The sequence below is a fragment of the Pseudoxanthomonas wuyuanensis genome (genome assembly GCF_900215535.1).
GTDB lineage: Bacteria > Pseudomonadota > Gammaproteobacteria > Xanthomonadales > Xanthomonadaceae > Pseudoxanthomonas_A > Pseudoxanthomonas_A wuyuanensis.
Map to the genome: position 1 here is coordinate 118,015 of NZ_OCND01000010.1, position 19,756 is coordinate 137,770.

The following is a 19,756-nucleotide window of genomic DNA, read 5'->3' on the forward strand; positions in this document are numbered from 1 at the left end:
CGTTCAGGACGGTCCGAATCGGCTCCGGATTCCTTTAAAATTGCGCCTCTTGCCCCAGCGACGAACCCCCGTGACCCAGCCTACGCCGCCCGCCCCCACTCCGCTGACCTACCGCGACGCGGGAGTCGACATCGACGCCGGCAATGAACTGGTCGAACGCATCAAGCCGCTGGTCAGGCGCAGCTTCCGCCCGGAGGTGATGGGCGGTCTGGGCGGATTCGGCGCGCTGTTCGATCTGTCCGGCAAATACCGCGAGCCGGTACTGGTGTCGGGTACCGACGGCGTCGGCACCAAGCTGAAACTGGCCCAGCAGTTGAACCGCCACGACACCATCGGCATCGACCTGGTCGGCATGTGCGTCAACGACGTGCTGGTGCAGGGCGCCGAGCCGTTGTTCTTCCTGGACTACTTCGCCACCGGCAAGCTGGACGTGGACTCCACGGTGGCCGTGGTCGGCGGCATCGCCAGGGGCTGCGAACTGTCCGGTTGCGCGCTGATCGGCGGCGAAACCGCTGAGATGCCCGACATGTACGGCCCCGGCGAATACGACCTGGCCGGCTTCACTGTCGGCGCGGTGGAAAAATCCAGGCTGCTGGACGGCGCCAGGGTCCGCGCCGGCGATGTGCTGATCGGGCTGGCCTCCAGCGGCGCGCATTCCAACGGCTATTCGCTGATCCGGCGCATCTTCGACCGCGCCGGCCGCCCGGCCGATCTGGATCTGGGCGGGGTCAAGCTGGTCGATGCGCTGATGGCGCCGACCACGCTGTACGTGAAGCCGGTGCTGGACCTGTTGAAAACGCATGACGCAACCGGCGCCATCCACGCAATGGCGCACATCACCGGCGGCGGCCTGACCGAGAACATCATCCGCGTAGTGCCCGAAGGCCTGGGCCTGGACATCGCCGCCAGCGCATGGACGCTGCCGCCGGTGTTCGACTGGCTGCAGCGCGAAGGCGCGGTGGCCGATGCCGAGATGTGGCGCACCTTCAACTGCGGCATCGGCTTTGTGCTGATTGTGGCGGCCGAACAGGTCGCCGCGGCGGAATCGGATCTGGTCCGTCTTGGCCTGTCGCACTGGCGCATCGGCGAAGTGGTGAAGGCCGGCGGCGCGGAACGCGTGCGAATCGGCTGATCACTCCTGGGGCCTGTTGCCGTCCGGGACAGGTCGCGCCGCCACCGGGCGCGTGCCGGACCCGCCCGTCGCTGCGCCACGCACATTCACCTGACGACCGCCGGAAAGCAACGTGACTTATTCCAACAGCGTTAACAGGCCCTGATGGCGACCGGCAAGAAGATCGCCTTCGCGCTGGCGCTGGCCGTGTTCGCGGCCAGCTGGATCGCGCCGCTGTGGCCGCTGGAGCAGGCCCTGCACAGCAGCCTGACCGTGGTCGGCCTGGTATGGCTGGTCCTGCACGACCGGCGCTGGCCGATGCTGACCTCGCATTTCGCGCTGATCTGCTTTTTCATCATCGTGCATTCGGTGGCCGCACGCTGGCTGTACTCCAACGTGCCCTACGAAGACTGGCTGCAGGCGCTGCTGGGCTGGTCGCCCGGCCAGGCTTTCGGCTGGCAGCGCAATCATTTCGACCGTCTCATCCACCTGCTGTACGGGATCTGTTTCGCGCCGCCGGTACGCCGTCACCTGCAGCAACGCTGGCCGCTGCTGACGCCCAGCCAGGCATTCATGTTGACGCTGATGCTGGTCATGTGCAGCAGCCTGCTGTACGAATGGCTGGAATGGGGCATCGCGCTGTTGCTGTCGCCGGAAGCGGCCGAATCCTACAACGGCCAGCAGGGCGACATCTGGGATGCCCATGCCGACATGCTGCTGGCCACGCTGGGCGCACTGGTGGCCTGGCCGCTGGGCAAGCGCGCCCGCAGGGCCGGCGCATGAGCCGGCGCCTGGCGGTACTGGTTTCCGGCCGCGGCAGCAACCTGCAGGCCTTGCTGGACGCCATCGCGCAGCAGCGGCTGGATGCCGAGATCGTCGGCGTGTTCTCCGACAAGGCCGACGCCCATGCCCTGCAACGGGTCGCCGCGCCGTTGCGCTGGAGCGCCGACCCCAAGGCGTTTGCCAGCCGCGCCGGTTTCGACGCCGAGCTGGCCGACGCGGTACAGGCGGTGCGCCCGGACTGGGTGGTCTGCGCCGGCTATATGCGCATCCTGGGCGCCAGCTTTGTGGCCCGCTTCGAAGGCCGGTTGCTGAACATCCATCCATCGCTGCTGCCCAGGTACCGCGGCCTGCACACCCACGCGCGTGCGCTGGAAGCCGGCGATACGGAACACGGCGCCAGCGTGCATTTCGTCGTGCCTGAACTGGATGCCGGCACCGTCATCGCCCAGGCGCCGATACCGGTGCTGCCCGGCGATACCCCAGAAACCCTGGCGGCGCGGCTGCTGCCACGCGAGCATGCGCTGCTGGTGGCGGCCGTAGGCCTGGCCGCCAGCGGGCGGCTGGCTGAACGGGGCGGGCAGGCGTTTTGCGATGCTCAGCCCTTATTAAAGCCGCTGGTCCTAGATTCGTCGGGAAATCTCCCTCCCATCTGCCCGTGAACCCATGCCCCCCTTGTCCGTGCGTGTCCTGTCGCTAGGGCTGCTGTTCCTGTCCACCGGGCCTGCCCTGGCGCTGGAGCCGTTCCTGGCCACCTACCAGGCCTACAACGAAGGCAAGTTGGCCGGCGCCGCGACGATGAAGGTGTCCCATCACGGCGGCAGCCGCTGGCAGGTGGATCTGGCCATCACCGGCACCCGCGGCTTCGCCCGCCTGGCGCGCCTGAACATCGAGCAGAGCACGGTGTTCGACGCCACCGGCGAGCAATACCGCCCGCTGAGCCAGGCCACCGTCCAGAAGGCGCTGTTCAGCGGCAAACGGATGGTCGGCACCTACGACTGGAACGCCGGCACCGCGCAGTGGCTGGGCGACATCAAGAAGAAGCGGCGCGCGCCGCTGCCGCTGCAGCCCGGCGACATGAGCGCGCTGTTGATGAACCTGGCGGTCATTCGCGATGCTGAACCGGGCAAGCCGCTGAACTACCGGGTGGTCGACAACGGCCGCATCCGCGAGTATGACTACCTGGTTGCCGAACAGACCGAAATCATCGCCGTCGAGGACCTCAGCTACGATGCCATGCGCATCGCCCGCACCAACGGCGGCAACGACGAAACCATTTTCTGGGTGGCCAATGGCGTCCCCACCCCCGTGCGCATCCTGCAGCGGGAAGACGGCCAGGACGGAGTCGATTTGCGACTGGTCGATTACCAAGGAGTGCAATAAGCATGAACTCACCCCACGTTTCAGGCATCCGCATCATCGCCGCCGCCGCGCTGCTGGCCAGCGTCGCCGCACCGGCTCACGCGATCGAGGCATTCACCGCCAACTACCAGGCCAGCGCGATGGGCATGCAGGGCCAGGGCCAGATGACGGTGGCCCCGCAGGGCGGCAATCGCTGGCAGTACAGCCTCAGCGTCAAGAACCAGGTGGTCGACCTGAGCCAGAAAACCGTCTTCGATGAGCACAACGGCCAGCTGCGGCCGCTGTCCAGCAGCGACAATTCGCGCGTGCTGATCAAGAAGAAGGCGGTCGACACCGTGTACGACTGGGACAAGGCGCAGGCCAGTTGGAGCGGCGACATCAAGCCCGACCGCGCTGGACCGATCAAGCTGCAACCCGGCGACATGGACGCGCTGCTGGTCAACCTGGCCATCGTGCGCGACGTCGCGGCGGGCCGCAAGCCGCTCAGCTACCGTATGGTGGAAAGCGGCCGCGCCAAGAACATGACCTACCAGATCAGCGGCAAGGAAAAAGTCACCATCGCCGGCAAGCCGCACGACGCCACCAAAGTGACCCGCACCGACGGCGACAAGCAGACCATCGTCTGGGTGGTCGCGGAAATCCCGGTGCCGGCGCGCATCCTGCAACGCGAAGACGGCCAGGACGCGATCGATCTGACCCTCACCACCTGGCGCTGATCCTGCCGTTGTCGCCAAGGCTCTGTTTTTCTGTAGGAGCGACGTAAGTCGCGATGAAGCTCTACCGGTAAGGCTTCGCGACTTACGTCGCTCCTACAGGGATAAAGAACCAAAAAAGCCCGGCGATGCCGGGCTTTTTCTTTACTCAGGGCTGTCGTCGCTCTGGAACGTGGTCTTGCAGTCCAGCCGGATAGACCGCTTGTCCGCACGCCAGGCGTAGGCACGGCATTCGCGATTGCCCTGGCTGCTCTTCTCGACCACCACGGCGTAGAACGCCTGCATGATTTCCTGTTCGGTCACCGTGCCATCGCCGTCCCAGTCCATATCCTCGCTGGGAATGCCGCTGGTGCCGGCGGCGCCGGTGAAATGCAGATAGGCCACCGCCGCCAGCAACACGACGACAAAGCCGATCAGGATCTTCCGGCGTAGCGAAAAGGTTCTGCTTGCTTTCATCGGCCCGCCTCAGGAAATCCGTCGGATGCCGGCGCCAAGCGCGCCGAGCTTTTCTTCGATGTTCTCGTAACCGCGATCCAGGTGGTAGATGCGATCGATGGTGGTGTCGTTGTCGGCCACCAGCCCGGCCAGGATCAGCGACGCCGACGCGCGCAGGTCGGTGGCCATCACCGGCGCACCGCTCAGCTTCTCCACGCCGCGGATGATCGCGGTATGCCCTTCCACCCGGATGTCGGCGCCCAGGCGCAGCAGCTCGTTGACGTGCATGAAGCGGTTTTCGAAGATGGTTTCGTTGATCACGCCAACGCCGTCGGCGATGCAGTTCATCGCCATGAACTGCGCCTGCATGTCGGTCGGAAACGCCGGATAAGGCGCGGTGGTCAGGCTCACCGCCCTGGGGCGCTTGCCGTGCATGTCCAGGGTGATGCTGTCGGCGGTGGTCTCGATGCTGGCGCCGGCTTCGGCAAGCTTGTCCAGCACCGCGTCCAGCGTATCGCCGCGGGCGCGGCGCGCGGTGACCTTGCCGCCGGTCATGGCCGCCGCCACCAGGAAGGTGCCGGTTTCGATGCGGTCCGGCAACACCGCATGGCGTCCGCCTTTCAGGCGCTCGACGCCGCGCACGACGATGCGGGACGTGCCGGCGCCTTCGATATCCGCGCCCAGCGCATTCAGGCAGTTGGCCAGATCGGTGACTTCCGGCTCCATTGCCGCGTTCTCCAGCACGGTGGTGCCTTGGGCCAGCGCGGCGGCGGCCATCACGTTCTCGGTGCCGGTGACGGTGACCATGTCGAACACGTAGCGTGCGCCCTGCAAGCGGTTGGCCCTGGCCTTGATGAAACCGTTCTCGACCGTGATGTCCGCGCCCAGCGCCTGCAGGCCCTTGATGTGCTGCTCCACCGGCCGCGAGCCGATCGCGCAGCCGCCGGGCAGCGAGACTTCCGCCGCGCCGTATTTGGCCAGCAGCGGCCCCAGCACCAGGATCGAGGCGCGCATGGTCTTGACCAGTTCGTACGGCGCCACATGCTGGTTGACGCTGCGCGGGTCGACGATGATGCCGCTGCCCTTGGACAGCGTGCCCTCGTCGATGCTGATGCCGGCCCCCAGTTCGCCCAGCAATTTCACCGTGGTGACCACATCGTGCAGATGCGGCACGTTGGTGATTTCCACTGGCTCGTCGGCCAGCAAGGTGGCGCAGAGAATCGGCAGGACCGCGTTCTTGGCGCCGGAAATGGCGACTTCGCCGTGGAGGGGTTTGCCGCCGGTGACTACGATTTTCTGCATGTTGGGGATTCGGGCGTCGGAAGTTGGGGATGGGGTTTGCGAGCGCGGAACGTCGAGTCGGTCTGGGCGTTGTTCGCCGTTGCCGAGTCGCCGGTTTCAGGTTTGCGCTTCTTCTGGGGTCAGCGTCTTCAGCGCCATCGCATGAATCGCCCCGCCCATCAGATCGCCCAGGGTGGCGTAGACCATGCGGTGCCGGGCCAGCGGCAGTTTGCCGGCGAATGCCGCCGTCACCACGGTCGCCTCGAAGTGCACGCCGTCCTCGCCGTGGACCTGGACGGTCGCGCCCGGCAGCCCGGTTTCGATCAGTTTACGGATGGTTTCGGCGTCCAAGGCGCTTTTCCTAATAAAATGGCCGCCTATTCTACCCTTGGCCTGGCGCCCGCATGCCCTCTTTGCTTCCTTCCCGCGACACCGTGACCGCTGCCGGCCTGGCCAGCAGCGGACGGCGGGTGATCGAAATCGAATCGCGGGCGCTGGACGCGCTGGCCGCGCGCATCGATGGCACGTTTTCCGACGCTTGCCGGCTGATTCTGGCCAGCAAGGGGCGGGTGGTCGCCACCGGCATGGGCAAGTCCGGACATATCGCACGCAAGATCGCCGCGACGCTGGCTTCCACCGGCACACCGGCGTTCTACGTGCATCCGGGCGAAGCCGGCCACGGCGACCTGGGCATGATCACCGATGCCGATGTGGTGCTGGCGCTGTCCTATTCGGGCGAATCCGACGAAGTGCTGACCCTGCTGCCGGTGCTCAAGCGGCAGGGCAACGCGGTCATCGCGATGACCGGCAAGCCGCAGTCGACCCTGGCCCGCGAAGCCGACATCCATCTGGATGTCAGCGTGCCGGCCGAGGCCTGTCCGCTGGACCTGGCCCCGACCAGCAGCACCACCGCCACGCTGGCGATGGGCGATGCGCTGGCGGTGGCGCTGCTGGATGCGCGCGGCTTCACCGCCGACGACTTCGCCCGTTCGCACCCGGCCGGCAGCCTGGGGCGCCGGCTGCTGCTGCACATCACCGATGTGATGCACGCCGGCGATGACGTGCCGCGCGTCAGCGAAGACGCCACGCTCAGCGAAGCGCTGGTGGAGATGAGCCGCAAGCGCCTGGGCATGACCGCGGTGGTCGATAGCCGGCAACGGCTGGTGGGGCTGTTCACCGACGGCGATCTGCGCCGCACGCTGGACAATGCCGCGGTCGACGTGCGCACCGCCAGGATCGCCGGGCTGATGACCCGCGACCCCAAGACCATCGCCGCCGATCAGCTGGCGGCGGAGGCCGCGCGGCTGATGGAAACCCACAAGATCAGCGGTCTGATCGTGGTCGACGACGCGCACCGGCCGGTCGGCGCGCTCAATATTCATGACCTGTTGCGCGCGCGCGTGGTGTAACGGGCCCATGATGACTGATTCCGTGACCGGGTCCATGACCGCTCCCATTGCCGACGATCTGCGTGCCCGCGCAGCGCGCATCCGGCTGGCCTGCTTCGATGTGGACGGCACGCTGACCGACGGCCGCCTGTACTTCGACAGCGAAGGCCGTGAGCTGAAGGCCTTCCATGTGCTCGATGGCCAGGGGCTGGTGCTGCTGCGGCGTTGCGGCATTGCCGTCGTGCTGATCACCGCGCGCCAAGGCCGGGCCGCCGAACTGCGCGCCGCCGAGCTGGGCATCGCCATCCACAGCGGGGTCAAGGACAAACTGGCGGCGGTGAATGCCTTGTGCGCCGAAATGGACATCAGCCTGGAGCAGGTCGCCTTTGTCGGCGACGACCTGCCCGATCTGCCGGCGTTCAGGGCGGTCGGACTGGCGGTCGCGCCGGCCAACGCCCATCCGTGGACCGCGCAGCACGCGCACTGGCAGACCCGCGCCGCTGGCGGCGAAGGCGCCGCGCGCGAGTTCTGCGACCTGCTGTTGACGGCGCAGGGACATCTGCCGGCCATCCTGGCGGGAACGCTGCCATGAGCTGGCGCGGCATTCTGGGCCTGGTCCTGCTGCTGGCCGCCGTACTGAGCGGCTGGTCGGCCTGGAAACACCGCCAGCTGCCCGCTCCGGCCGCCGCCGGCGCCGAGCGCTCCGACTACGTCATGCACGACTTCGAGCTGACCGCGCTGGACAAGGACGGCAAGGAATCGGTGACGCTGCGGGCGCCGGAAATGCACCGCAGCCCGGCCGACGAGTCCTTTTCCATCGCCACCCCGCTGTTCCTGATGCCCGACGCCGAGGGCAAATACTGGCAGATGCGCTCGAAGACCGGCTGGCTCAGCGCCAAGGGCGAGGAACTGCGGCTGGCCGGCGATGTCCGCGGCACCAGTCCGGACGACGCGGTCCGGCCGACCGTGTTCGAAACCCAGCGGCTGAACGTATTCCCCAGCGACCACCTGGCCGTCACCGACGATGACGTCAGGATCACCCAGCCGGGTTCTATACTCACCGGTCGCGGTTTCGAGACCAATCTGGAAACCAAGCAATACACCATCAAATCCCAAGTGAAGTCCCGTTATGAACCCAGGTCTGCCCGCTAGCATCGTCCTGCTCCTGCTTCTGCTGGCGCCTACGCTGGCGCTGGCCAAGTCTTCGGACCGCAACCAGCCGATGGATATCGAGTCCGACAGCCAGACCGGCGCGGTCCAGGGCGACGGCAGCACCATCCTGAGCGGCAACGTGGTGCTCTCCCAGGGTTCGCTGGACATCCGCGCCGCCCGCGGCGAGATCATCCGCCGCAACGGCGACCTGTCCAAGGCCATCTTCACCGGCAAGCAGGTCAAGATGAAGCAACAGCTGGATGACGGTTCCTGGATGGACGCGGTGGCCGACCGCATCGAATACGACCTGCTGACCGAAACGGTGACCTTCATCGGCAACTACACGGTCAAATCGCCGCGCGGTTCCAACAGCGGCCAGCGCATGGTCTACAACACCACCACCGGCAACATGCAGAGCGGCGGCGATGGCACCCGCGTGCGCACCGTCATCCAGCCCAAGGCCAAGGAAGGCGGCAACTGATGCTGACCGCGCAGGGCCTACGCAAGCGCTACAAGCAGCGCGAGGTGGTGGGCGATTTCGGCCTGACCCTGGATGCCGGCGAAGTGGTCGGTCTGCTCGGCCCCAACGGCGCCGGCAAGACCACTTGCTTCTACATGATCGTCGGCCTGGTGGCCGCCGATGCCGGCAAGATCGAACTCGACGGCCGCGACATCACCGGCGAGCCGATGTACCAGCGCGCCAAGCGCGGCGTCGGTTACCTGCCGCAGGAACCTTCCGTGTTCCGCAAGCTCAGCGTGGCCGACAACATCCGCCTGGTGCTGGAGCTGCGCGACGACCTGGACGCTGCCGGCGCCGAAAAGGAACTCGCCTCGCTGCTGGACGAGCTGCAGATTGCCCATGTGGCCGAGCAGCTGGGCGCCAGCCTGTCCGGCGGCGAGCGTCGCCGCTGCGAAATCGCCCGCGCGCTGGCGGCCAAACCGCGGCTGATGCTGCTGGACGAACCCTTCGCCGGCGTGGACCCCATCTCGGTCGGCGAGATCCAGCGCATCGTCAAACACCTCAAGAACCGCGGCATCGGCGTCCTGATCACCGACCACAACGTGCGCGAGACCTTGGGAATCTGCGATCGGGCGTATATTCTCAACGAGGGGAGCGTGCTGGCGCAGGGGGCGCCGGAAGCATTGCTGGCCAATCCGGACGTTCGCCGCGTCTACCTGGGAGACGCATTCCGTCTCTGAGCGGCGAAGCCGGCGGCCGTCGGGATATCGCCGTTCTACGGATTGCGAATGAAACCAAGGCTGCAGACATCGCTGGGACAACAACTGGTCATGACGCCGCAGCTGCGTCAGGCGATCCGTTTGCTGCAGATGTCCACCGCCGAGCTGGAAGCCGAGCTGACCGAAGCGGTGGAAACCAACCCGCTGCTGGACTGGGCCGAAGCCTCCGACGACGCCGCTGCCGGCCTTCCCGGCGACGACGCGCCGCCAGCCGAACTCGAGACCAGCGCCGCCAGCGAAAAGGACCGCGACAACGACGACTGGTCGCCCGACGAAGGTCCCTGGCAGACCGCCGGCGGCAGCGGCGGCTCGTTCGACGACGACGACCAGGGCAGCGCCGCCGAACGCATCGCCGAACCCGACACCCTGCACGATCACCTGCTGTGGCAGCTGCACCTGTCGCACCTGTCGCCGCGCGATCGCCGCATCGGCGCAGCGTTGATCGACGCGCTCGACGACGACGGCTACCTGCGCGAACCGCTGGACGCCATCGCCGAAACGCTGAAGCCCGAGGTCCTCGCCAGCGAGGAGGAAATCGCGGTCGTATTGCACCAGTTGCAGCGCTTCGATCCGGTCGGCGTTGGCGCGCGCAGCCTGGGCGAGTGCCTGCACCTGCAACTGGCGGTGCTCAGCGACGACACCCCCGGCCGGCAACTGGCGTTGCAGATTGCCGACTGCGCGCTGGAACGGCTGCCCAAGAGCGGCATACCGGGCCTGGCGTCGGAGCTGAAGCGGCCGCAGGCCGAGGTGGAACAGGCGGTGCAACTGCTGCGCTCGCTGGATCCCAAGCCCGGCGCCCAGCTGGGCGAACTGAGCCACGACACCTATGTCGTCCCGGACTGCGTGGTCTGGCGCCAGCGCGGCGTATGGCGGGCGGCACTGGCCAGCAATACGCTGCCGAAAGTCGGCATCCACCGCGGCTACGAACAGATGATCCGCCAATGCGGCGAGAACGATGCCGGCTATCTGCGCAACCATCTGCAGGAAGCGCGCTGGCTGCTCAAGAGCCTGGAAGCGCGCGGCGACACCCTGCTCAAGGTGACCCGCTGCCTGCTGCGCCAGCAGGCCGGGTTTCTGGAGTTCGGCGAACAGGCGCTGCGTCCGTTGACGCTGCGTGAAGTCGCCAGCGAAGTCGGCCTGCACGAATCCACGGTTTCACGGGCCATCGCCCGCAAATATGTGCGTACGCCGCGTGGAACCCTGCCGCTGCGGGCGTTCTTCGCTTCCGGTATCGACACCGATGGCGGTGGCGAGGCATCCAGCACGGCGATACAGGCCATGATCCGGCGCCTGATCGACCATGAGAACCCGCGCAAGCCGCTGTCTGACGCCAAGCTGGCCGACCTGCTGAAGGCCTCCGGGGTTCCGGTGGCGCGCCGCACCGTGGCCAAGTACCGGGAAGCCATGCATATCCTGTCCTCGCACGAGCGCGTACGCATCGCCTGAAGCGCTGCCGGGCCGCCGGAACGCCGCTGCGAAGGCGCCATCCGGCTGCGAACCCCGCCGCAGTTTGTGTTGCCGTTGTCACTTTGCGTTTTCCGTCTTCTGGCCGGTTGATCCTTGGCCGGTTCGGGTCCATCTTTATCGCAAGACCACCACTTTCCGCTGAGCGGAAAAGGAGCAGGCAGGAACCCGAACCCCTCTGGCGTTGTCATCGTTACAACGCGTTGTCCGCAAATCCGTGCGGCTTATTGACCTGAAGGAGGCAAGAGCGATGCGTATCGAAACCTACGGCCACGAAATCGAAGTGACCCCCGCCCTGCGCGATTACGTCGAAACCAAGCTGAGGCGGCTGGAACGGCATTTCGACGAACATCCTTTCGAGGTCCGTGCGCAATTAGGTACCCGCAAGCCCGACTACCTTGCCGAAGCCACCCTCTCCCTGCCCGGCCGTACCCTGCACGCCGACGCCAGCGCGCAGACCATGTACGCCGCCATCGATGTCCTGGCCGACAAGCTCGACCGCCTGCTGCTCAAGCACAAGAAGAAGAAGGAAGATCAGCAGCAACAGCGCGTTCCGCGCGGCGAATACGCCGACTGAACCGCCCAGGCAGCGCGGCGCCGCCGTGCTGCCATGGTTCGAGTGCTCCCAGGAAGCCAGTGGTCATGGCGGTGCGGGACACGCTGTAAATACCCGCCCGGCCCACCATCATAGATAGCGGGCGTTCGGCGGCGCGCGAAGCAGTGCTTCGCAGGCGCTTGCCTCACCCATGTGGGCTCATACGCGGCGTCCATGCCGCGTAAGGTCCCGCACCGCCATGGCCGCCGGCTTCTGGACGCATGGCCGACTCTCAAAGAATGGCCTTCCGAAGTCGCGATCTGTCATCTGCCCAAAGGCGACGACCGGCCGGCTGGGGCTGCGGCCCGACTTAAAGACACGACATCGTCAGGAGAGCGCAGCAGCCCCCAGCCTGACGGCCGGCGACTCCCGCCGAAGCTGACATACCCGGAAATCGAAAAAGACGCCCACCTCGCCGCAAGCCGGTCGCTGCTGGCAGCGCCGCCCTGCCGGGGCAGCCCAGCCGGCGTATTCGCCGCGGCCATTCAGGCCGTTTACACTGGCCATACGCCGCGGCGGCACGGTTCTTCCGATTGTCCCCGTTCCCGTGCGGCGATGTTCACAACCTGGGCTGCGGCGATGGCGTGCCATGCGCATCGCCGGCAGCCATCCCGCCCCAGATGGATTAACGCCGCATGATGAACACCAGTATCACTGCCCGCGAACTGTTCGATCAGCAGAAGGAAAAGCTGGCGTTGCGCTGGGTGGCGGGGCAGAAGGGCGAAAGCCGCGTGCTGGAAGCCGGCGACACCGTTTCCCGCCGCCCGTCCCTGGCCGGTTACCTCAATGCGGTCTATCCCAACAAGGTGCAGATCCTGGGCACCGAGGAACTGACCTGGCTGGATTCGCTGGATTCGCGCCAGCGCTGGGAAACCATCGAGAAGATCATCCAGTTCCGGCCGCTGGCCCTGGTCATCAGCAAGAACCAGTCCTGCCCCGAGGACCTGCGCGAAGCGGCCAACGAGTCCGACACGCCGTTGTGGCTGTCGCCCAAGCGCGGCCACGAACTGCTCAACCACCTCTCGTACCACATGGCCCGCACGCTGGCGCCGCGGGTGACGCTGCATGGCGTGTTCATGGAAATCTATTCGATTGGCGTGCTGATCACCGGCGAGGCCGGATCCGGCAAGAGCGAGCTGGCGCTGGAACTGCTCAGCCGCGGCCACCGCCTGGTCGCCGATGACGCGCCCGAGTTCACCCAGATCGCTCCCGACGTGCTGGACGGCACCTGCCCGGAGCTGCTGCAGGATCTGCTGGAGGTACGCGGCCTGGGCGTTTTGAACGTGCGCGAGATGTTCGGCGACACCGCGGTCAAGAAGAACAAGTACCTGCGCCTGATCGTCCACCTGACCCGGCCGATGACCGAACCCAATCCGCATGGCTACGAGCGGCTGACCGGCGATTCCGGCGCCCGCCATGTGCTGGACCTGGATGTGCCGCTGATCACCTTGCCGGTGATGCCCGGGCGCAACCTGGCGGTGCTGACCGAAGCAGCCACCCGCCTGCACATCCTGCGTACCAAGGGCATCGACCCGGCCGCCATGTTCATCGCCCGCCACAGCAACCTGCTCGAACGCACCACGCCATGACTTCCCTGCCCAGCACCAGCGAGGAAACGCAGCAAACCGAGGCCGCCTCACCCAAGGTGGTCATCGTCAGCGGACTGTCCGGCTCCGGCAAGTCGGTGGCGTTGAAGACCTTCGAGGATCTGGACTACTACTGCGTCGACAACCTGCCGGTCGAGCTGCTGCCCTCGTTCGTGCGCAGCCTGATGCGCGATGACGTGCTGCCGCAGCAAATCGCCGTCGGCATCGACGTGCGCAGCCGCCACAGCGACCTGGGCAAGCTGGCGCAGTGGCGGGCGGCGCTGGCGCAGCTGGGACTGGAAGGCAAGCTGATCTTCTTCGACGCCAGCGACGAGGTGCTGCTGCGGCGCTATTCGGACACCCGCCGCCGCCATCCGCTGGGGCATTCCGGGCTGTCGCTGCAGGAGGCGATCAACCGCGAGCGCGAAATCATCGCTCCGCTGCGCGCCGAGGCCGACGTCGTCATCGACACCAGCGCGCTCAACGTGCACCAGATGCGCCGCCGCCTGATCGGCGAATTCGCGCCCACCAGCGGCGCGGCGCTGTCGCTGCTGTTCGAATCCTTCGCCTACAAACGCGGCGTGCCGGCCGACGCGGACTTCGTGTTCGACGCCCGCGTGCTGCCCAATCCGCACTGGGATCCGGAGCTGCGGCCCTATTCCGGGCGCGACCGGCGCGTGCAGGAATACCTGCAGTCGCAGGCGGTGGTGGGCCAGTACGTCGAGCAGGTCAGCCAGTTCCTCGACACCTGGCTGCCGCGGCTGCGCGGCGAAACCCGCAGCTATGTCACCGTCGCCTTCGGCTGCACCGGCGGCAAGCACCGCTCGGTGTTCCTGGCCGAAACCCTGGCCCGGCATGCCCGCGAGCAGGGCTGGGAGGAAGTGGCGACCTTCCACCGCGAACTGGAATGAGGGAGGGGCTGACCAGCCGTTCGGCTGGTCAACCCCTCCCACACGCTTCCAGCGCGTCATCTTCGTCTGCTAACGTTCCGGCATGGCTTGTGGCATTCTTCTTGTGACTCACCCTGGGGTTGGCGCGTCGATTCTGGCGGTCGCCACCGTGTTGCTGCGTTCGTTGCCGCTGAAGGCGGAGGCATTCGAAGTCCCGTTCGATGCCGATCCGGATGCGCTGCTGCCGCAGGCGTCTGCGGCCCTGCGCCGGGTCGATGGCGGCGACGGCGTACTGGTGCTGACCGACCTGTACGGCGCCACTCCCAGCAACCTGGCCGGCCAGCTGGCCAGACTCGGCACCCCCGTCAGGCGGGTGTCCGCGCTCAGCCTGCCCATGCTGCTGCGGGTGATGAACTATCCGGAACAGGGACTGGACCAACTGCCGGCAACCGCCGCTGCCGGCGCACGCAATGGAGTCATTCACGACGATGCTTGAACGCGAACTCACCGTCAGCAACCGCCTGGGCCTGCATGCCCGCGCCACCGCCAAGCTGGTGCAGATCCTGTCTGCCTACCGCTGCAATGTGACGCTGGCGGCCAAGGGCCGCGAGGTCAACGCCAAGAGCATCATGGGAGTGATGCTGCTGGCCGCCGGCCAGGGCACTCCGGTCACCGTTCGCATCGATGGCGAGGATGAGGTTGCGGCCATGGACGATCTGGTCGCCTTGTTCGAACGACGGTTCGACGAGGACTGAGGACCTTCCCATGCCGCCGGGACAGGTCGCGCCGCTGCGGATTGCGTTTGCCCAGGCCGTGGCTGCACGCGTGCCCTCGCAGGCCGGTAGCCGGCGCAAGCCGCACGCGGGCGCCTGCGGCCCGGGCAAACCCGACCTGACCCGCCCGGCCGGCATGGGAACGCCCTGATGCGCACGCTGTTGCCCGGACATGGCGCCTCGCGCGGCAGCGCACTGGGACGCGCCCGGGTCCGCTTGCCGCATGCGCTGGATGTCGCCGAGCAGCGTATCGCCGCCAGCGAGGTGGCCGCCGAGCTGGAACGCCTGCACCAGGCCGTTGCCGCCACGCGCGAGGAGATGCATCGCCTGCGCCAGCGCCTGCATGGCGCGCTGGTCATGGAGGTGGGCGAGTTCCTCGACCTGCACGCCCTGCTGCTGGACGACCCCGAGCTGCTGCATGGCCTGGACGAACTGATCCGCACCGGCCGCTATTCGGCCGACTATGCGCTGCGTTTGCAGCGCGACCGGCTGGCCGCGGTGTTCGACGGCATGGACGACCCTTACCTGAAAAGCCGCATGGACGATCTGGACCATGTGATCGGCCGCATCCATGCGCATCTGCAGAAACGCGAGGCCGACACCGCCGGCGTGGCCGGTGAAATCCTGATCTGCGACAACGTTGCCCCCTCGGAGCTGGCGCAGCTGCAGTCGCAGGGCGTGGTGGCCATCGTCACCGCCGCCGGCAGCGCGCTGTCGCACAGCGCCATCCTGGCGCGCAGCCTGCACCTGCCGCTGGTGGTGGGCACCACCCATGCCTGGCAGCACATCAACGATGGCGACGTGCTGATCGTCGACGGCAATACCGGCGAGGTGGTGGTCAACCCCGATGCGGCCGATCTGCGCGAATACCGCATGCGGCTGCGCGATGCGGCCAAGGAAGAACGCGAACTGGGGCGGCTGCGCTCCAAGCCCAGCCGCACCCGCGACGGCGTGGACATCGCGCTGTACGCCAACGCCGAATCGCTGGATGACGCCGCCCGTGCGCACGCGCTGGGCGCCAGCGGCATCGGTCTGTACCGCACCGAATTCCTGTTCCTGCAACGCAACGAACTGCCCGACGAAGAAGAGCAGTTCCGCGCCTATCGCGACATGGTGCTGGGCATGAGCGGCCGCCCGGTCACCATCCGCACGCTGGACCTGGGCGCCGACAAGGCCGACCGCACCGGCCTGACCCTGAGCGATGAGGACAATCCCGCGCTGGGCTTGCGCGGCATCCGGCTGTCGCTGGCCAGCGACGGCGTGTTCGACACCCAGCTGCGCGCCATCGCCCGCGCCTCGGCCTATGGCCAGGTCCGCATCCTGGTGCCGATGGTCAGCAGCCGCGAGGAAATCCTGCTGGTGCGCCGCCGCCTGAAGCGGGTCACCGCCAAACTGCGCAAGCAGGGCTACGAGATCGCAGAGCGGCTGCCGCTGGGCGCGATGATCGAAGTGCCCGCGGCGGCGATCGCGCTGCACAGCTTCGTCGATGCGGTCGATTTCCTGTCCATCGGCACCAACGACCTGGTGCAGTACCTGCTGGCCGCCGACCGCAACAACGAGGCGCTGGGCGAACTCTATTCGCCGCTGCATCCGGGCGTGATCCGGCTGCTGCGCCATATCATCGGCATCAGCACCGAGCACGGCATTCCGGTGTCGGTCTGCGGCGAGATTGCCGGCGACCCGGCGCTTGCCCCGCTGCTGCTGGCGCTGGGGCTGACCGAGTTCAGCCTGCATCCGGCCACGCTGCTGGAACTGCGCCGGGTCATCCGCAACAGCGATCTGTCGGCGCTGCGCGCGCGTGCCGGTAAATTGTTGCAGGCGCGCGACCGCGCCGGCATCGAGCGCTGGCTGAAAGCCACCACATCCTGAATCTCGTACGCCGGTCTGTAGGAGCGGTGCCGGCATGTCGGCGCCGGTCAGTCGCGATTGCGCCCCGATAATCCCTCGGCGCTGCATGGTGAAGAACGCGTCGCGGCGTGTCCGGATGGCGAACGGCAGGCTTCAATCGTTCTTCTGACGCGGTCGCGACTCACGTCGCTCCTACATCCGCTTCTATTCATGCACGGTGCGGCTGTCCATATCTGCGGCGGCAGGCGATAATGCCGCCATGAACACCTGATCCGCCGCGTCTCCCACCGACGCGGTTTGCCGAAACCGCCACGGGAGTCGCGCATGGCCCAAGCCGTCCGCCAAGAGCCTGTCTTCATGCGCCGCATGGCCGCCATTGCGGAGCAGCGCAGGCCATGCCGCGCATGAAGGCAGGCTCCGAGACCGCGCGCCAGCTGCGCCTGCTTTCCGATGCCCTGGACAGCGGCCGGCTGGGGCCTGTGCGCCGTCTGGTCAATACGCTGGCGCCGGCGGAAATCGGCAACCTGCTGGAATCGCTGCCGCCGGGCAAGCGCGAGGTGGTGTGGGGACTGGTCGATGCCGAGGACGACGGCGAAGTGCTGGTCCACGTCGGCGATGAGGTCCGCGAAAGCCTGCTGGCCGACATGGACCCGGACGAAATCATCGCCGCGGTCGAAGATCTGGACATCGACGATCTGGCCGACCTGGTCGAAGACCTGCCCGACACCGTCATCGACGAAGTGCTCAAGTCGATGGACCGCGAGAACCGCGAGCGGCTGGAGCAGGTGCTGTCGTACCCGGAGGACAGCGCCGGCCGCCTGATGAACCCGGACGTGGTCACCGTGCGCGCCGACGTCAATGTCGACGTGGTGCTGCGCTACCTGCGCCTGCGCGGCGAACTGCCCGACCACACCGATCACCTGTTCGTGGTCAGCCGCCGCCACCAGTATCTGGGGCGGGTGTCGCTGGCCTCGCTGGTCACCCACGAGGACACCACGCCGATCAACCGGCTGATCGACGACGAACAGCCGGCCATCGATGTCGGCGACGGCGCGCAGGAAGTGGCGCGGCAGTTCACCGACCACGACTGGATTTCCGCGCCGGTGGTCGACGACAACAACATCCTGCTGGGCCGCATCACCATCGATGACGTGGTCGACATCATCCGCGAGCAGGCCGAGCACCAGGCGCTGGGCGCCGCCGGCCTGGACGAGGACGAGGACATGTTCAGCCCGGTCTGGCGCGCCATGCGCCGGCGCCTGATCTGGCTGACCATCAACCTGGGCACGGCCTTCCTGGCCGCCAGCGTGGTCGGGCGTTTCGAGGACACCATCGAAAAGCTGGTGGCGCTGGCGGTGCTGATGCCCATCGTGGCCGGCATGGGCGGCAATGCCGGCACCCAGGTGCTGGCGTTGATGGTGCGCGGCCTGGCGCTGGGCCAGGTCGGCGCCTCCAATGCCCGGGTGCTGCTGTGGAAAGAGTTGCGCGTTGCCGGGCTGATCGGCATCACGTTGGGCGTAGTGCTGGGTTTGATTGTATGGGCGTGGTTCGGCGATCCGCAGCTGTCGCTGGTCATCGCCACCGCGCTGACCATCAACCTGCTGTCGGCCGCCACCGCTGGCGTGCTGATTCCGCTGACGCTGAAGCGGCTGGGTTTCGATCCGGCCCTGGCCAGCAGCATCTTCCTGACCACCGTGACCGATGTGATGGGGTTCTTCACCTTCCTGGGCCTGGCAACGATATTCCTGCTGAGCTGATGCCGCCGACCGCCGGGCGAGATACCGCAGGGAAGGTTGCCTACCCTCGTCCAGAAGTTCGCCATCCTGATTCGCACGAACTTTCAGTGGCTGATTTCCCTTCTCCCTTTGAGAGAACGGAGAGGAAAAGGGAACCGCGACTCGATGCCCATCAGGTGGCTGGTTTATGCTGTCGCCATCATCGTCTCTCGCGCACCCGCCATGCCTCCGCTTCGATCGCTGCTGACGTTGTCCGCCCTCTGCCTGCTGTCCCTCGCCCTGAGCGCCTGCCAGTCCATGCCTTCCGCTGCTACCGGCACATTCGTCAAGCGGGAACTGTCGCTCGATGGCGCAACCTATCGCTACCAGGTGTTCGTGCCGGCCAGCCGCTTCCGCAAGGACAAGGCGCCGGTGGTGCTGTTCCTGCACGGTTCGGGCGAACGCGGCAGCGATGGCGAAAAGCAGACCCAGGCGGGACTGGGGCCGTACCTGCGCACGCATGCGGATGATTTCCCGGCCATCGCGGTGTTTCCGCAGTCGCCGGATGGGCGCTCGTGGGACGGCGATGTTGCGCAGATGGCGCTGGCGGCGCTGGAAGCGGCCAGCACCGAATTCGGCGGCGACCCGCAGCGCACCTATGCGACCGGCTTGTCGCGCGGCGGCTACGGCACCTGGGAACTGGCGTTGCTGCAGCCGCAGCGCTTCGCTGCGCTGGTGCCGATCTGCGGCGGCATCACTCCTCCCGGCACACGGCCCGACCTGGATGACCTGGAAGTTGCCAGCGTCGTCTCCCACGACGATCCTTTTGCCGATGCGGCCCGGCAGCTACGGCATATCCCCGCCTGGATCTTCCACGGCGGCAAGGACGACGTGGTGCCGCCGGCGCAGTCGCGGCGGATGTACGCCGCGCTGAAAGCCGAAGGCGCCGACGTGCAGTACACCGAGTTCCCCGACGCCAGCCACAACGCATGGGATGCGACCTACCAGTCCGACGCGATGTGGCGCTGGCTGTTCGCGCAGCGCAAACCCTGAAACACCGGCAATGGCCGACATCATCCACGACTATTTCCAGCCTGGTTGGCGCACGCAGCAACTCGCTTGCGTCTGCGGCTGGCACGGCGCATCCGGCGACATGGCGATGGAGTTGCACGATGAAGTCACCGACTATGCTTGTCCGCGCTGCGAGAACCTGCTGCTGATCGTCTCCCATCCCAGCCTGGAGCAGGTCAGGCATGCCGCCGGCGCAGGCAACGAGGAAGCCCGCCAGCAACTGGCCATCGTCGAGGAAGCGCTGCGTCAGCATCGCCCCCCGCAAGGCTGATTGCCGGCCGGCGATAGCGCCCGGAATCCCCGCCGGATCTTTTCGAGCCTGTAGAGCCGGGCTTGCTCGGCCGCTTGCCCGA

The 19,756-nt window shown here is 66.9% G+C and carries 24 protein-coding genes; 21 read left to right on the forward strand and 3 right to left on the reverse strand.

Annotation, left to right across the window (positions count from 1 at the left end):
- Window positions 1-70 precede the first annotated feature (70 nt).
- The 5 genes from purM to CRO39_RS17435 all read left to right on the forward strand — a co-directional run bounded on the left by purM (window position 71) and on the right by CRO39_RS17435 (window position 3,969).
- Entirely contained in the window at window positions 71-1,132 is a 1,062-nt protein-coding gene (gene purM / locus CRO39_RS17415) for a phosphoribosylformylglycinamidine cyclo-ligase (RefSeq protein WP_097123237.1), read from the forward strand.
- A 144-nt stretch (window positions 1,133-1,276) separates the two neighbouring features.
- Window positions 1,277-1,894 (forward strand): DUF2238 domain-containing protein, encoded by a 618-nt coding sequence (locus CRO39_RS17420; RefSeq protein WP_097123238.1) that lies wholly within the window; start codon window positions 1,277-1,279, stop codon window positions 1,892-1,894.
- On the forward strand, window positions 1,891-2,553 hold the full coding sequence (purN, locus tag CRO39_RS17425) for a phosphoribosylglycinamide formyltransferase (protein ID WP_097123239.1): 663 nt from the start codon (window positions 1,891-1,893) through the stop codon (window positions 2,551-2,553). The genes CRO39_RS17420 and purN overlap by 4 nt, the downstream gene beginning before the upstream one ends.
- A gap of 4 nt (window positions 2,554-2,557) precedes the next feature.
- On the forward strand, window positions 2,558-3,274 hold the full coding sequence (locus CRO39_RS17430) for a DUF3108 domain-containing protein (RefSeq protein ID WP_097123240.1): 717 nt from the start codon (window positions 2,558-2,560) through the stop codon (window positions 3,272-3,274).
- 2 nt (window positions 3,275-3,276) lie between these two features.
- Window positions 3,277-3,969 (forward strand): DUF3108 domain-containing protein, encoded by a 693-nt coding sequence (locus tag CRO39_RS17435; RefSeq protein ID WP_097123241.1) that lies wholly within the window; start codon window positions 3,277-3,279, stop codon window positions 3,967-3,969.
- A 141-nt stretch (window positions 3,970-4,110) separates the two neighbouring features.
- Here the strand turns inward: CRO39_RS17435 and CRO39_RS17440 are convergent, their stop codons facing one another.
- The 3 genes from CRO39_RS17440 to CRO39_RS17450 all read right to left on the reverse strand — a co-directional run bounded on the left by CRO39_RS17440 (window position 4,111) and on the right by CRO39_RS17450 (window position 6,033).
- On the reverse strand, window positions 4,111-4,422 hold the full coding sequence (locus CRO39_RS17440; protein WP_097123242.1) for a hypothetical protein: 312 nt from the start codon (window positions 4,420-4,422) through the stop codon (window positions 4,111-4,113).
- Between the two features lie 9 nt (window positions 4,423-4,431).
- Window positions 4,432-5,703, reverse strand: a complete 1,272-nt coding sequence (gene murA / locus CRO39_RS17445) for a UDP-N-acetylglucosamine 1-carboxyvinyltransferase (RefSeq protein ID WP_097123243.1) — start codon at window positions 5,701-5,703, stop codon at window positions 4,432-4,434.
- Window positions 5,704-5,799: 96 nt separating this feature from the next.
- Window positions 5,800-6,033, reverse strand: coding sequence for a BolA family protein (locus CRO39_RS17450; RefSeq protein ID WP_097123244.1), 234 nt, complete (start codon window positions 6,031-6,033; stop codon window positions 5,800-5,802).
- Window positions 6,034-6,086: 53 nt separating this feature from the next.
- Here CRO39_RS17450 and CRO39_RS17455 point away from each other — a divergent pair, with 53 nt between their 5' ends.
- The 16 genes from CRO39_RS17455 to CRO39_RS17525 all read left to right on the forward strand — a co-directional run bounded on the left by CRO39_RS17455 (window position 6,087) and on the right by CRO39_RS17525 (window position 19,674).
- Window positions 6,087-7,091: a KpsF/GutQ family sugar-phosphate isomerase gene (locus tag CRO39_RS17455; RefSeq protein WP_097123245.1), complete on the forward strand. Its 1,005-nt coding sequence runs from the start codon at window positions 6,087-6,089 to the stop codon at window positions 7,089-7,091.
- 34 nt (window positions 7,092-7,125) lie between these two features.
- Window positions 7,126-7,662 (forward strand): KdsC family phosphatase, encoded by a 537-nt coding sequence (locus CRO39_RS17460; protein ID WP_097123246.1) that lies wholly within the window; start codon window positions 7,126-7,128, stop codon window positions 7,660-7,662.
- On the forward strand, window positions 7,659-8,222 hold the full coding sequence (lptC, locus tag CRO39_RS17465; protein WP_097123247.1) for an LPS export ABC transporter periplasmic protein LptC: 564 nt from the start codon (window positions 7,659-7,661) through the stop codon (window positions 8,220-8,222). The genes CRO39_RS17460 and lptC overlap by 4 nt, the downstream gene beginning before the upstream one ends.
- On the forward strand, window positions 8,200-8,703 hold the full coding sequence (lptA, locus tag CRO39_RS17470; RefSeq protein ID WP_097123248.1) for a lipopolysaccharide transport periplasmic protein LptA: 504 nt from the start codon (window positions 8,200-8,202) through the stop codon (window positions 8,701-8,703). Before lptC ends, lptA begins: the two co-directional genes overlap by 23 nt.
- Window positions 8,703-9,422: an LPS export ABC transporter ATP-binding protein gene (gene lptB, locus CRO39_RS17475; RefSeq protein ID WP_097123249.1), complete on the forward strand. Its 720-nt coding sequence runs from the start codon at window positions 8,703-8,705 to the stop codon at window positions 9,420-9,422. Before lptA ends, lptB begins: the two co-directional genes overlap by 1 nt.
- 48 nt (window positions 9,423-9,470) lie before the next feature.
- Window positions 9,471-10,907 carry an RNA polymerase factor sigma-54 gene (locus CRO39_RS17480; protein ID WP_097123250.1) on the forward strand — a complete coding sequence of 479 codons (1,437 nt, stop codon included), beginning with the start codon at window positions 9,471-9,473 and terminating at the stop codon, window positions 10,905-10,907.
- 268 nt (window positions 10,908-11,175) lie between these two features.
- On the forward strand, window positions 11,176-11,502 hold the full coding sequence (gene hpf, locus CRO39_RS17485) for a ribosome hibernation-promoting factor, HPF/YfiA family (protein WP_097123251.1): 327 nt from the start codon (window positions 11,176-11,178) through the stop codon (window positions 11,500-11,502).
- A gap of 656 nt (window positions 11,503-12,158) precedes the next feature.
- Entirely contained in the window at window positions 12,159-13,109 is a 951-nt protein-coding gene (hprK, locus tag CRO39_RS17490; RefSeq protein ID WP_097123278.1) for an HPr(Ser) kinase/phosphatase, read from the forward strand.
- Window positions 13,106-14,017 (forward strand): RNase adapter RapZ, encoded by a 912-nt coding sequence (gene rapZ / locus CRO39_RS17495; protein WP_097123252.1) that lies wholly within the window; start codon window positions 13,106-13,108, stop codon window positions 14,015-14,017. The genes hprK and rapZ overlap by 4 nt, the downstream gene beginning before the upstream one ends.
- 82 nt (window positions 14,018-14,099) lie before the next feature.
- Window positions 14,100-14,492 (forward strand): PTS sugar transporter subunit IIA, encoded by a 393-nt coding sequence (locus tag CRO39_RS17500; protein ID WP_097123253.1) that lies wholly within the window; start codon window positions 14,100-14,102, stop codon window positions 14,490-14,492.
- Complete coding sequence (locus CRO39_RS17505) at window positions 14,485-14,751, forward strand: HPr family phosphocarrier protein (RefSeq protein ID WP_097123254.1); 267 nt, start codon at window positions 14,485-14,487, stop codon at window positions 14,749-14,751. Before CRO39_RS17500 ends, CRO39_RS17505 begins: the two co-directional genes overlap by 8 nt.
- A gap of 10 nt (window positions 14,752-14,761) precedes the next feature.
- A complete protein-coding gene (locus CRO39_RS21000) occupies window positions 14,762-14,920 on the forward strand; it encodes a hypothetical protein (RefSeq protein WP_162125798.1) in 159 nt (52 codons plus the stop codon).
- Window positions 14,920-16,638: a phosphoenolpyruvate--protein phosphotransferase gene (gene ptsP / locus CRO39_RS17510; protein ID WP_097123255.1), complete on the forward strand. Its 1,719-nt coding sequence runs from the start codon at window positions 14,920-14,922 to the stop codon at window positions 16,636-16,638. Before CRO39_RS21000 ends, ptsP begins: the two co-directional genes overlap by 1 nt.
- A gap of 374 nt (window positions 16,639-17,012) precedes the next feature.
- Window positions 17,013-18,374, forward strand: coding sequence for a magnesium transporter (gene mgtE, locus CRO39_RS17515; RefSeq protein ID WP_097123256.1), 1,362 nt, complete (start codon window positions 17,013-17,015; stop codon window positions 18,372-18,374).
- 201 nt (window positions 18,375-18,575) lie between these two features.
- The gene (locus tag CRO39_RS17520; RefSeq protein ID WP_176520227.1) at window positions 18,576-19,385 is read left to right on the forward strand and encodes a carboxylesterase family protein; all 810 of its coding nucleotides are present in this window, start codon (window positions 18,576-18,578) and stop codon (window positions 19,383-19,385) included.
- 10 nt (window positions 19,386-19,395) lie between these two features.
- Window positions 19,396-19,674 carry a hypothetical protein gene (locus CRO39_RS17525; protein ID WP_097123257.1) on the forward strand — a complete coding sequence of 93 codons (279 nt, stop codon included), beginning with the start codon at window positions 19,396-19,398 and terminating at the stop codon, window positions 19,672-19,674.
- Window positions 19,675-19,756 lie beyond the last annotated feature (82 nt).